At 70.0% G+C, this 13099-nt stretch carries 8 protein-coding genes; 3 read left to right on the top strand and 5 right to left on the bottom strand.

The window, feature by feature from the left end; all coding sequences use genetic code 11:
• Positions 1 to 33: 33 nt before the first annotated feature.
• Positions 34 to 2433: a DUF4365 domain-containing protein gene (locus PV364_RS37080; RefSeq protein WP_319665330.1), complete on the bottom strand. Its 2400-nt coding sequence runs from the start codon at positions 2431 to 2433 to the stop codon at positions 34 to 36.
• Positions 2434 to 2906: 473 nt separating this feature from the next.
• The gene (locus PV364_RS37075) at positions 2907 to 3572 is read right to left on the bottom strand and encodes a nitroreductase (RefSeq protein ID WP_319665329.1); all 666 of its coding nucleotides are present in this window, start codon (positions 3570 to 3572) and stop codon (positions 2907 to 2909) included.
• Between the two features lie 113 nt (positions 3573 to 3685).
• Between PV364_RS37075 and PV364_RS37070 the strand changes: the two genes are divergently transcribed.
• A protein-coding gene (locus PV364_RS37070) for an IS5 family transposase (RefSeq protein WP_415924661.1) occupies positions 3686 to 4614 on the top strand; the annotation gives its coding sequence in 2 pieces (ribosomal slippage) (positions 3686 to 4051 and positions 4054 to 4614; 927 coding nt in all).
• 81 nt (positions 4615 to 4695) lie between these two features.
• Here PV364_RS37070 and PV364_RS37065 read toward each other — a convergent pair.
• Both PV364_RS37065 and PV364_RS37060 read right to left on the bottom strand, forming a co-directional pair.
• Positions 4696 to 7116 (bottom strand): DEAD/DEAH box helicase, encoded by a 2421-nt coding sequence (locus PV364_RS37065; protein ID WP_319665328.1) that lies wholly within the window; start codon positions 7114 to 7116, stop codon positions 4696 to 4698.
• 122 nt (positions 7117 to 7238) lie between these two features.
• Positions 7239 to 7964: a hypothetical protein gene (locus tag PV364_RS37060; RefSeq protein WP_319665327.1), complete on the bottom strand. Its 726-nt coding sequence runs from the start codon at positions 7962 to 7964 to the stop codon at positions 7239 to 7241.
• A gap of 778 nt (positions 7965 to 8742) precedes the next feature.
• Here PV364_RS37060 and tcmP point away from each other — a divergent pair.
• Positions 8743 to 9906 carry a three-Cys-motif partner protein TcmP gene (tcmP, locus tag PV364_RS37055; protein ID WP_319665326.1) on the top strand — a complete coding sequence of 388 codons (1164 nt, stop codon included), beginning with the start codon at positions 8743 to 8745 and terminating at the stop codon, positions 9904 to 9906.
• A 4-nt stretch (positions 9907 to 9910) separates the two neighbouring features.
• Here the strand turns inward: tcmP and PV364_RS37050 are convergent, their stop codons facing one another.
• Positions 9911 to 10657 carry a phage Gp37/Gp68 family protein gene (locus PV364_RS37050; RefSeq protein WP_319665325.1) on the bottom strand — a complete coding sequence of 249 codons (747 nt, stop codon included), beginning with the start codon at positions 10655 to 10657 and terminating at the stop codon, positions 9911 to 9913.
• 609 nt (positions 10658 to 11266) lie between these two features.
• Between PV364_RS37050 and PV364_RS37045 the strand changes: the two genes are divergently transcribed.
• Positions 11267 to 12979, top strand: coding sequence for a hypothetical protein (locus tag PV364_RS37045; protein WP_319665324.1), 1713 nt, complete (start codon positions 11267 to 11269; stop codon positions 12977 to 12979).
• Positions 12980 to 13099 lie beyond the last annotated feature (120 nt).

Here is a 13099-nt window from a genome sequence, read left to right as displayed (position 1 = left end):
CCCGGACACAGCCGGCAGATCGCACTCAGGGCATCAACACGCAAGCCAGGCAGGATATGGGCCAGGCCGCCCCGGAACGGCATCCCCATTCTCACAGGCCAGGATAGCTCCGGTCAGCTCTGCGTCCTCCGTGCGGTAACGCTCGGCGAGGTCGATCGCGGTCGCCGCCAGTGCAGGCGTCCAACCTGACCAGCCGACCAGCATGAGCCAGGAACGGGCGTCGTCTGTGTTGCGGATCTGCGGCGCGAACCGGGCCAGCGTATCCCGCCCGGCCTCAGGGTTGCGGCCGTTGAGCTGCGCGCGGATCGCCGCCCAGGCGAATGGGAGCGCGTGCTGTGGAAGGGCCCCGGCGGCGCCCTCAACTGCGGTGACGTGCTCGATCCCGACCGCTTCTGCCAGCCCGACCAGGGCGTGCTCCTCCATGTCGCTCCAGTCCGACCGGTCGTTGGCCCATTGGATGGCCATGCCGCGCAGACGGCGGCGCATGCTTGCCGGCAGGAACGGCCGGCCCAACAGGGTCAGGGACCTGGTGCGGGCCTGCTCTGTGGCGCCGGAGCGGTCCCACAGGTCGACCGCAAGCACCCTCAGGTGGGTGTCACCGAAGCGCAGCCCTGCACGCTCGGCGGCTTCGGCCGCCAGTGCCAGTTGCCCGTCGCGCTCGTACAGGTCCACGAGTCCCATCGCGGCCACAACGCTGCTGTTCTCCCATTCACGCAGGCGCCGGATCGCAGCCGCGCTCGCGCCCTGGGCTGCCTCGGCCACGGCCCAGCGTGTCTGATAGACCGCTTCGGGTAGGACACCTTGATCGCGGGCCTGGTCGAGGTACGGAACCGGCCACATGCCGAGGCCGGTCAGGGCGAACGCCGCAGTGCCACGCTGGTCGTCGTCGTCGGCGCCAGTAGCAGCAGCTTCCCACGCGGCGATGCGATCCTCGCGGCTGCTCGCAGGAGCCGCCTCCGTCTCGAACGCGTTCAGCTGGAGCTTCGCGCCGTCGCCGGTCAGCCCGGCAGCGATCACCGCGGCAAGATCGGTCCGGGCCGCCTTGTACGCCAACCGCATTGCTTCCAGTTGCAGAGGCTGGCAGGCGGCCTCGGGTTCCTGTGCGTCTCCCTCCGGCTCGGCAATCGCGGTATGGATGGCCGCGACGACGTCGTTGGCCATCAGCCGGGTCTGCAAGAGGACGCCAGCCGCACGGGCGCTGGGCCCGCGCCAGCGCCGGTATTCGGCGCGGGCGGCCAGGGCCAGACGCTGGGCGCGACCGGTGTCGAAGGACGCCTGTCGCGGTGTGCCGACAGCGCTGCGGCCGATCAGGCACCGAGCGAGATCGAGTTGCACGCTCGGCTCTTCCGGGGCGAGGCGCAGGGCCCTTTCGAGCATGTCCTCGCCGTCGTCCTGCCGGCCGGCTATGAAGGAACAGTTCGCCGCAAATCGCAGGATGTTGACATCTCCGGTGGCGGCGGGGTCTCCCGCCGCCAACGCTCTCGCCACTGTGTCCGGGATCTGGGCGGGGTACTGCCCGCCGGTGCCGATCAGGGCACGGACCGCGGAGACCAGCACGGTGGTGCCTGCTTTCTGCGCGGCTGCCGCCAGGTGACTGGCGCGGTCTAGGTCATGGGCGACGGCGGTGAGTGCAGCGAGGGCGAGCAGGCGCCCCCGGTCGTCAGTGGCCACCGTGGCGGCGCACTCGATCGCATCGATGGCCAGCGGCCCAAGTTCGTGCGCGCAGGCATAGGCGGAGATCGCCTTCCAGGCGCGTTCTTCGTGCGTCGGCTCCAGGTCAGCAAGCCAAGTCGGCTGGTCCGTGAGGAGCCTGGTGACGACGTAGGCCGGGTCGTCGGCATCGGCGAGGAGCAGTGCCAGAGGCAGGGCGTGCTCGGCGCCGGCATGGTGGTCGCGCAGCAGGCGGGTGCGGGCATCGCCTGGGAGGCGGTCGGTGGCGGCCTGGATGGGGTCGGCGCTCTGCTGGGGTCGGGCCGGGCGGCTCAGTTCCTCGGCGTTGGCGTCGTCGATCTGCTGGTGGACGGGGACGAACACTTTGTAGTGCTTGCCGGTAGAAACAAGTGTGGTGGCGTTGACGTGCTGCCAGTGAACGCGTTCGGTCTCTGGATTGAACAGCATGAGGGTGATTGGAAGGGAGTGGTTCTCCCAGTACGCCACGTGAGCGGCGTCGCAGGGAAACCACCATCCGCCTTCGGCAGCGGTGGCGAATTGGCTTTCCCCTGACTTGATCTGTACAGCGAGCAGTCGGCCGGTTGCGCCGCCGGTGGCTTTGGCGGTCAGGCTAGCGCCTGTGACGACTTCGAGGTGCGCGTCGACGCCAACGTCGCTGGTCTCCTGTTCCCGGAACAGCCATCCCAGCTGGGTGCTTATCAGGTAGCTGGTCCTGGCGACACCGGCACGGTCGACGAGATGGGTCGGGCGGACGGTCGTCAAGGTCTCGGCTCCCTATCCCTGCTTGCGGGTGGCGTCAGGCGCCCACCGAAAGCGTAGGTGGCGGCACTGACATCTCTCATGGCCGCTCGCCCTCCCCGTTCCCACAGTGGACCAGCCGAGATCAGCTGGGGCCGCGCTGCGCGTCCAGGCAGGCAGTATTGAGTCAGCGTTCGTTTTCCAGGGCCGGACCAGTCCGTACGCACCTGCGCAGTGCGAACCGCACGGCCGGCCTGGATGGCTCCGGGGCAACGGCATACATCCCGCTCCATGAGCACCGGCAACAGACCATATCCCCCTTGCTGGCGGGCATGGACGGGAAGTAGGAGCTGCCTCAGCGGGACACTCAGTGCGGCGTCGCACGCCGCACTGAGCGAAAACCCTCATTCGCCCTCCCCCGCCCCCATGCGCAGCGGAGTATTCCTGCTCCGCGATCGCCGCCTAGGCAGTGTCCTGTCGATCTCGGCTGTCAGCGGTCACACTCCGATGAAGCTCACCGTTTCCGTCATGTCCGCCCGCCCGGTACGTAGCCTTGGCACGCCTTCCTTCTCAAATCCCACTGAGATGCCGCAGAAGAGCACGAGCCCGTCATCGGCTCCGACTATCTGGCTGACAGTCTTGCGGTACATGGTCCACATCACCTGGGGGCAGGTGTGTAATCCTTCCGCCCTCAGCAACAGCATGACCGTCTGCAGGTACATCCCCGCGTCACCCCACTGTCCGGGCCCCATCGTCCGGTCGAGGTAGCAGAAGAGGACGACCGGCGCCCCGAACGCCTCGGAGTTCAAGGCGGCGATCTTCTGGGGCCGGTCAGGGTCGTCGCGCTCGATTCCCAGAAATTCGTACCGCTGGGCGGCCGCGGCGGAGAAGCGGTCCAGATACGGCGAGGTCAGTTCGTCCGGGTACATCGGGTACTCCCGCTCATCACCCGGGTCTCCCGCCAGTGCCCTGGCGGTTGCGTGTCTCTTCAGTTCGGCCAAGGGTTCGCCAGTCACGACATACACATGCCACGGTTGGAGGTTCCCACTGGACGGAGCCCGCGTCGCTGCGGTCAGCACTCGTTCGAGTACCTCCCTGGGCACCGGCTCATCGCTGAACGCCCGTACGGCCCGGCGACTGTCCACGGCCTCATACACATCCACGTCTTCGCGTCCTCTCATTCGACCGGGCCCCTCCACCGTATTCAGCGGTCAGCACCGAACATCGCCGGAGGCTGGAAGATGTCCCGACGATTAGTCCAGTCGTTGATGGGACTGTGGGAGACAGAGGTGACTTGACGGATGCTCAGTGGAAATGGCTGGAGCCGCTTCTACCAGTGAGCAACGGGCGTTGCGGTCGGTGGCGGGATCACCGCCAGGTCGTGAACGGGGTGCTCTACCGGATACGCACGGGCGTGCAGTGGCGTGATCTGCCTGAGCGGTACGGACCGTGGAAGACGGTGCACGAGCGGCATCGCCGCTGGTCAGCGGATGGAACGTGGGAAATGCTCCTCCAGCGGGTCCAGGCCGAGGCGGACGCGGTCGGCGAGATTGACTGGGACATCTCGGTCGACTCGACACCCGTGCGCGCGCACCACCACGCCGCTGGCGCCCAACAGGCTCCGCCGCCCGCTGTCAAAAGGGGCTTCGTCTGGGCGGTCAAAACCGCTCGGATCCGGGCGGAACTGATCGACCGGCTGGCGGAGGTGGCGCGGGAGGTGAGGCGCTCGGCCGCTCACGCGGCGGGTTCACCACCAAGATCCACCTGAGTGCGGACGGCCGCTGCCGGGCGCTCTCGCTGGTCATCACGCCTGGGCAGTGCGCCGACTGCACCCAGTTCGAGCCGGTCATGGACAAGATCCGCGTGCCGAGGCTCGCCACTGGCAGGCCTCATACGAAGCCGGACAGCGTCAGCGCAGACAAGGGCTACAGCAACCGCCGAACCCGCCGCTACCTGCGCAGACGAGGAATCCGGCACGTCATCCCGGAGAAAGCCGACCAGGCCGCCAACCGGGCCCGGCGCGGCAGCGCCGGCGGTCGGCCGCCTGGTTTCGACAAGGACCGCTACAAGAAGCGCAACACCGTCGAACGGGCGATCAACAAGCTGAGGGCTTTCCGCGCGGTTGCGACCAGGTTCGACAAGCGCGGCTATGTCTACCTCGGCACCGTCACCGTAGCCGCACTCGTCATCTGGCTCCGCTCATGATCGCCAGGACACTCCCTAGCAGTCCGCCGCCGTGGCGATGGACCAGACAGCTCCCCATCGGCAGGCGAAATTCCGGGGCGGTCAGGTGAGCTGGGCTGTGGGGGTGCTGTCATCGGTCCAGTCGCCGTCGAACAGCGAGGCGATCAGCCCGGCGTGGTCTGCGGGCAGTTGGCCGGTGCGGTGCTTGGTGCGGGTCTTGGCGAGCCAGGGTCCGATCTTGACGGTGTCGCCGTCGACGCGGATCTCCTCGCGGGCGGTGGGGGGCCGGCCTTCCCGGGCGATGAACAGCTCGAGGAGCTGGACGGTCTGGGCGAAGGTGCGGCGGGTCTTGGAGGGCGTCTTGAGGGGGTTGGTGGCGGGTGTCAGGCCGAGGTCGGTGAGGAGTTGCTGCTGGCCGGGGTCGAGGGTGGTGAAGGTGGTGAGCTGGCGGTGGAGCCAGCGGCCGATCTTGACCGTGCCGATGACGGTGTCGGCTTGGAGGGCGCCGGGGTTGTGGCCGGCGGCGAGGTGGGCGCGGAGCAGGTGGTATTTGCGGTGCCAGTCGGGGCCGTGGGGCAGGCGCCATTGGGGGTCGATGGCGGCGAGGTCGGCGGTGCGGGCCGGGTCGAGTCGGCCGTAGGCGGCCAGCGAGCGCTGTTCGGCGAGGAAGGTGCCGCCGGGGGCGGTGACGGGGATAGCGAGGTGGCCGTGCGCTTGGTGGTAGTCGGTGGCGGTGGTGAGCTGGGCGCGCCAGGTGGCGTCGTGTTTGTCCCAGATCATGTCGAGGGCGTCGAGTTCGGCGATCCAGTCGGCGTCGAGGTCTGGGGTGAGGCGGCCGGTGCGGCGGGCGTCGCGCATGCCGGTGATGAAGGCGCCCAGGTTGTAGCCGGTGGGGTCGGTGTAGTCGGTGGGGACGTCGAGGTGGCCGTGGTCGTCGTGGAAGGCCTGGGCGGAGGCGAGGCCTTCGCGGCGGGGGCGGGATTGCTGGGAGCGGGGGTCGAAGGAGATCAGGTCCATGGCGCGGGCGATGCGTTCGGGCTGGACGGTGAAGTCGAAGTGCCAGCGGTGTTGGATCAAGGCGCTGATCTCGCGGGGGAGGCGGTTCGCCTTGTCCGGGAGGCGCTCGGCGATGCGGTGGTCGTGGCTGGCCAGGGCGGTGGCGATGGCCCAGACCGGCTCGTAGGCGGTGCCGAGGATGTCGGTCGGGTTCGCGGCAGGGGGGACGTAGGCGGGGATGATGAGGCTGGCGACCTTGCCGGCGCCGGCGGGCTGGCGCAGGGCGCGGCCGAGGGCCTGGACGACGCGAATGACACTGCGGGAAACATCCGCGAAGGCGACCGCATCGATGCTTCGGATGTCGACGCCCTCGGCGACGATCTTGGCATTCGTCATGATCGCGCAGGGGGCGTCGGCGAAGCGGGCGAAGATCTCTGCGCGTTCGGCGGGGGTGTGGTCGCCGTGGACGTAGAAGGTCTGGGGGTCGATGTCGGGGCAGAGTTCGGGAGCGGTGGCGCGCAGTCGGCGCAGGGTGTGGCCGAGCTCGCGCGTGAACCTCTTCGCATCGGCGACGAGCTGGAAGTACACCAGGACGCGCTTCAGGCCGTGTTCGGCCATGCTTTTGAGGATGGCCAGGTGCAGGGCGGTGGTGCGCTCGGCGTGTTCGAGCTCGGCGTCGGGGCCGGTGGCGGGCAGGTTCAGGCGTGCGCGGAGGTCGTCGCCGGTGACGGTGGGCACGATGATCCGGTAGTCCGCGAGGACGCCGTCGGCCACTGCCTGTGCGAGGGGATATTCCCAGATTGTCCGGCCGTAGACGGCAGTATTGTCCATGGAATTCGCCGACGCATCCACATCCGGCTCGGCAAGCCGGCGGCGGCGCGGGCGGCGGATGTCCGCGGACTCCGCCAGATCCGGGCCGCCGAAGATGCGCGGGGTGGCGGTCATGTAGAGGCGGCGGTCGGCGCGGATGCGGGCCCGGTCGTTGATGATCGCCCACTTCTTGTCCGCGCGGCCGGAAATGCGGTGGGCCTCGTCCATGATCGCCAGGTCGAACGCGGGCACGTTCCCGGTGCGTTGCGCGGTTTCGATCTTGTCCAGGGAGTCGTAGGTGCAGAACACGGTCGCGGCATCGAGGACGCCGGTGCCGACCGCGGAGAGCACGGCTGCCAGGCCGGTGGCGTCGCCGGTGGAGCCGACGTTCGCCTCGGCCAGGCCCTGATGGGCCCGGGTGTCCATCGAGCACACCGCGACCATGGCCTCGGTCCGGCCGTCCTGGCGCCACGCCAGCGCCGTCTGCGCAATCAGATCCAGCGTCGGCGCCACCACCAGCGTCAGCGTCGACCCGAGCGTGCCGGCGGCGCGGATTGCTACCAGGGTCTTGCCCGTCCCGCAGGCCGAGATGTACAGCCCGCAGGTGCCCGGGCGGTGCAGATGCCGTACCGCGCGGTCGTGCCCGTTCTGCTGATCCGGGCGCAGCACGATCGGCCCGGGAGCAGGGGCCGCGGGGGTGGGGCTGGCGGTGCTCATACGAGGCATTCTCCCGGGTGCCGCGGGGCGGATGTGCCGGGAAGAGGCGGATCCGCCACGCGAACGGGTTCGTTTATGGGGTGCCGGACTTCCCGGCCCAGCGCCTGCGTACCGCTCGATCGTCAGGGTGTTGCCGCTGCGTCCCGCAGCGTGGCGCGGTCTGTGCACGGCACCCTGGCACCCAGCAGATGGCCGTTCCTGGCGGCGGCTTCCAGCAATCGGTTCTGGGTGGGGAAGTCACGGGAGGTTGGATCGAGTCCTGTTTGTCCGTAGTACAGCGTGCACTCGCCGGATTCCAGGGCGGTACGGCGCGATCGGGCCGGTGTGAAGACGGGTCCGGTGAAGAACACTTGCGCCTGGTCATCAACAATCGTCAGCAGGCTGCCGCCCGGCTCGATGCCCGCCACCTTGGTGAGTACAGCGAGCCACCGTTCCAGCAGCGGCGGGCCGGTCGCCATGGCGCTGACGGGTTCGAAGCCGTGGCGCGCAAGGTAGGGCGCGAGCACATCGGTGAGTTCGGTCTGGGGAGTGTCGGCGAAGAACTGTGGGGTTTCGAGCTCGGCGACCAGCACGGCACGGCCGTGCCCGCCGGGAAGCGGCGGCAGACTCGTCATCCGCATGGCCTCGCCCGGGTCACGTGAGGTCTCGCGCAGTTCCGTCACGGCCGAGGGCATGCACGCGGGGTGGGCGAACCAGATCTGCACCCGCATACCGTCGGCACCGGTCACCACCACATTCGCCCGGTCCGTGATCTCGCCGGTGCACGACGCGCACTGCGCGCGTTGCGCCTCCTTGCGAGCCTGCGCCGTCCCCTCCGGGCCCAGCACACGCTGAACCTCGGAGCTCATCTGAACTGTGACCACTACCGGCACTCCTGCCTTCAGGCGCTGCCATCAGCCTTCCGCATCGCACCGCCGCGCAGCGTCACCCACACGAGGGAACGACGGGCTGAGACTCGGGGTGGGGCCAGGACCGGCGCGGCCGTGAACCGGCCTGCTGAAGCGGCTGGTCTGCAGGAAACTGACCGGGTCGCCGCACATGTCACTACCGCTCCGGACACGGGACTTGGTCCCCGCCGCGGTCTGGCAGTGTCTGCCGCCCTCCCCATGGCGGGACGCGGTGGTGATAGCCCCACTGCGGTGAGAGCGCGGGCATGGCGGGGCGGGGCGCCAGGCCCCGGGATGTCCCGGGGCCTGGACCGGCACGGAAGGGTTATCCGGATGGCAACCGTGCCCCGGCCATGCGGCCGCCCGTGACACTACCGACGCTCATGGCCCGGGCTGCTGGAGGGGTCGATCCGTAGGTCACGATGGGCTGCGCAGCCGCGGCCTGTCTGTCGTTGAGCCGGCGCCTGTCTACGCAGGGCCGGACCACGGGCGCTCCGGCCTGAGAGGGCAAAGGCGGAGGCGTTGGGTGTAACGGCCCGATCTCCGGGGCGCCTGCAGCACGCGGTCGCCCGAGGGTGTCCGGCCATGCCGCCGCCCGGCTACCTGAAGCCTTGGTTCCGAGGCGGTGCAGGCGGCCCGGATCGGAGAGTCTGCCTGGCGTTGCTTGTGGCCCTCTTTACGGTGCGTGGTGCTTACCCCAATATCGGTGGTTACGGTGGATCCGGGGTGGGGGGATGCATTGGCAACGGGTACGGACAAGGACTACTGGGCTGCGCAGGCGCTGCCGAGTGTGCTCAAGCACAAGCTGCTGGGCCAGTACGTTCCCCGTTTCGGGGGCATGACCGGCTCGCGTGGGCGGCGAGTCGTCTACCTCGACGGCTACGCGGGCGAGGGCCGGTACGCCAGCGGCGACTCCGGCTCTGCGGAGATCGCCATGCAGGTGGCCGCTCATCACCTGCACAAGAACCAGCTCTTGTGGAACTGCTTCTTCGTGGAGCAGAAGCCCGATTCGGTGGCCCGGCTGGACCAGGTCGCTGCCCAGTACCGCGCCCTGGGCGTGGACGCCAGGGTCCACCATGCCGACGTCGGCGGCGTCCTGGGCGAGGTCCTGCGGACCGCTGAAGGTCTCCCGCTGTTCCTGTTCCTGGATCCGTGCGGCCTGGGCCTGCCGTTCGACCGGATCGTGCAGACGCTGAACCAGCGGCGCAGCACTGCCCGGGTGTGGCAGCCCACCGAGTTCCTGATGAACTTCAGCATGGACGCGGTGCGTCGCCTGGGAGGCAATGCCCGGTCCGCCCACGGTGTGGAGCGGTCCTCGGAGCGTTTCGACGAGGCGTGCGGAGGCCGGTGGTGGCGCGAGTACTTCCGGCCCGGTGAGCCGGTCGCGGCGGACGTGGACGAGATCGTGGCGGCCCGGTATGCGCAGCGGTTGCGGGAGCAGACCGGCATGTTCGTGCAGTCGGTGCCGGTGGCCAGGAAGCCCGGGCACAAGGCGGTGTACCACCTGGTGTTCGGCACTCGGAGCGCGCACGGCCTGTGGTTCTTCGGGGATGCCGTCGCCCGGGCGCGGGACGCGTGGTGGGCGGGGCTGGAGAGCAAGGAGGAGCAGGAGGACCCGGACGCCTTGTTCTCCGCGGCCTCGATGGTTCGGCCGGACCCGCAGGAGATCATCGACGCTGCCGTGCCCGCCATGGCCGACAACATGGAGCGGATCCTGCACCGGGGCAAGCGGCCCTTCAAGCTGCTCGACCACACGCTGGAGGTGTTCGGCGACTACTACGGCCAGGTCACCGAGTCCGCCGCGCGCAAGGCCGTGAAGCTGCTGCACGGCAGCGGCCGGACGGCCAGTACGGGTGTCGGGGGCGGCAAGACCCACGAGCTCATCGTGGAGCCGCCGCGGTGAGCGGTCAGGCGTCGGTGAGCGCGGGCATCTGATCCCAGGTGAGGCCCTGCAGGGTGCGGCCGCCGGCCTTGGGCGTGTGGCCGCCCCACTGCTTGAAGAAGAACGCGACCTGCTCGCCCAGGCACAGGTCCCGGATCTGCGTCACCCAGGCCTCGTCCATCGGCCGGTGCCGCGGGCCGGACTCGCCGCCGGCGATGACCCAGTGGATGCCGTCCAGGTTCAGTCCGTCCAGCGGGCCCAGGAGCGGTTCGCAGGACAAGAACCGCACCGCGGCCGGCACCTGGCGCAGGTCGTCCACGCGCGCCAGTTCTTCTGTGGACTCCACCGAGACGCCCATCCACACGTTGTCCGGCCAGTCCAGCTTCGGGGCGACCTGTCGCAGACGGCGCGCCCGCTTGGTAAGGACCTGGTAGGTGTGCTGCGGGGTGTCGGCCATGACCTGGAAGACCTGCCGGACGAAGTCCAGCGGCACCCGGGCGTGGAAGAGGTCCGACATGGAGTTCACGAACACCGTCCGCGGGCTCTTCCACCCGTACGGGACGTCCAGCGCATCGGGGTGGACGGTGACGTCGAACCCCGGGCCGGACGTGCGCGGGTCGCCGTCGTTCTGGTACTTCGCCGCGCCCATCGCCTTCAACCGCTTGGCCAGCGCCAGCGCGTAGCAGTTGTCGCAGCCTGCCGAGACCCGGTCGCATCCCGTCGTGGGATTCCACGTCGCCTCGGTCCACTCGATCGTGCTGCGGTCACTCACCGGCACCCCTCCGTATCCCGCGGCCGCCGGTCCAGGCGCCCCTCGGTCTGCTGCCTGACCAACGACGGACAGCATCGCCGGACATTGCCATCCAACCACCAGCCACCACGCGTTGCGCCCACCGCCACAGATTGGGGACAACCCGCCATGACACCTTCGCTCGTCCCCCAGCCGCATGCCGTCGCGCTGCCCGTCAATGACCACGCACCCCGCCGGCGACCGTCTGCGTGTGCGAACGCGGCGCCCGACTGGGCGGGGCTCGGGATGTGGTCGCAGGAGATGAAGGCGTGGATCCGCGCGCTGGACGTCGATGGCGCCGCGACGGCCGCGGTGTGCGCCCGCTGGGGTCTTGCGGTCGCGTCGTTGGGTCGTGGATGGGCGGCGGGTGTGTAGGCGGCTGCGGGACGGGGAGCCCGTCACGGCGGTGCTGGCGTGGGCCGGGCAGCTCGGTGTCGACCTGGGCCGGTCGTGATGGGTAGCGGTGCGCGGTTCGGTTCGGGGTGTCCTGATGGGGCGTCTTTGTCGGTGAAGGGTGCGAGCATCGGTGTCGTCCGGTTGGGGGCGGCGCCGGTCAGGGGTGTGGGCGTGTCGACGGTGAGGGGGCTGGGGATGGCCGCGAGTGGGGACACACGGCGGATCCAGACGGCGGTGCTGGGCCACAAGGACTCGGACGAGCCGCTGGCGCTGCCGCAGGATGCGTTCGAGCTGGATGTGTTCCGGCACCTGTATGCGGGGGCGACGTACTGGTGCGGGGTGCTGCTGGGCGGCTGTGGTGGGCAGTTGATGACGAAGCTGTACACCGACCGGGTGTGCCATTTCGCGCACTATCCCGACCCTGATGGGCTGCCGACGGTCTGCACGCGCGCCTCCCGGGGCGTGGGCAGTGCGGACCACCTGTACTTCAAGGCGGCCGCGAGTGCGTGGTTGAGCGAGCAGGGCCAGGGGGCGCACTTCCATTTCGCCCGGCACGCCGGCACGCCGGTCGGGTCGGTGGTGGACGTCGATGTCGAGGGCGGCATGCGGCTGCGGGTGCACATCAACGCCCAGGTGCCGGTGCGGTGGGATCTCGGCGACGGCACCGAGACGGTGCTCGGGCCCGGAGTCCCCGTCCACCCCGACACGCTGGCCCATCGCCGGTACGTCAACCGGGTGCGGTTCTACAGCGACGGGCCGTGCCGCCGGATGCAGATCGGTACCGAGGTGCCGGGCCGGGGAACCGACTGGTTCGCGCTGGAGGAGTGCTCGATGGCGCCGGACGGGCTGGTGACGCCGACCGTCGCGGAGCTACGGCAGCGGTGGAAGGAGGCCGCCACGGTGGCGTCGGTGCAGCGCGCCGAGCCTGCCGTGGCGGCCGAGGCGTCGCGGGTCAAGCGGGCCCCTGCGCCTGCGGGTTCGCAGACGTCTGCGCGGGTGAACCGGTTGGTGGTGCGGCTGGCCACCGCGCAGCGGGCCGATCACGCCGCGGAGGTGGAGGCACTGTGCGAGCAGGGCAAGCGGCTCCTGGTCCGGCTCAACGGGGACGAGCACAGCCGGCTGCGTGCCGCGGTGGCCGCGGCTGACCGCTGGCTGGTGCAGAAGGACCGGCTGCGGCAGGTTGTCTTCACCCGGCTACGGCAGGCGCTGAACGGGCAGCGGGTCGAGGAGACCCGCTCGATGCTGCAGCAGGCCATCACCTTGGACCAGCAAGGTCATCCTCTGACCTGGGCGCAGACGGACCTGATGGCAGAGGCCCGGCGCTTCCTGGACCGCTTCCGGCCACACAACCAGGTCCCTCGAACGGGCAAGGGTAAGGGTGGGGGTCGCAGCGCCGGGTCGGGCCGGGATGCGGACGCCGCAGGCACCGTGGGGCGGCCGCGCGACCGCCAGCCGGGCCGTGAGGCAGGGCAGCCGGGACGCCAGGCAGGGCAGCAGCCCGGCCGCACGGTGCCGCTCCCGAACCGCCCGGTGTGGACGCCGATCCCCGTGGCACGCGCCCCGCAGGACCTCGACCAGGTGGCCAAAGCCGTCCGCGGGGCACTGCTGAAGACCGCCCGGGAGCAAGGCGTGACCTCCTGGATCCAGCTACGCCAGCAGCTGGGGTCGGCGCTCCCCCGCCTCTCCCCGCAGGAGCAGGAGCGGGTGGTGCTGCTGGTCGACCGCGCCACCAAGGCCGACCAGCCGCCCCTGTCCACACTGCTGGCGGCCGGTGACCCCGGCGCGGTGACGGCGTACCGGCAGTCCGCCACCAACCTCGGCCTGGACGTCCCCGAGGACCCCGACGTCCTGCGCGACGTCCTGGAAGCCGACGCGGCGTCCCTACACCGCCTGTGGCACGGCCGGTAACCCACAGCCGAAGTCCCCCGGGGGTAGCCGCTGAGGCCGCCCTCGGACCGACATCCGGGGCTGGCCTCATGCGAGGGCAGGAGCTGTCACGGGCCCGGCGGGGCTGGTCGTGACGGGTGC

Origin of the sequence: Streptomyces sp. MI02-7b (assembly GCF_033793585.1) — a bacterium.
Taxonomy (GTDB): domain Bacteria; phylum Actinomycetota; class Actinomycetes; order Streptomycetales; family Streptomycetaceae; genus Actinacidiphila.
This window is presented reverse-complemented; position numbering and strand designations above follow the sequence as displayed.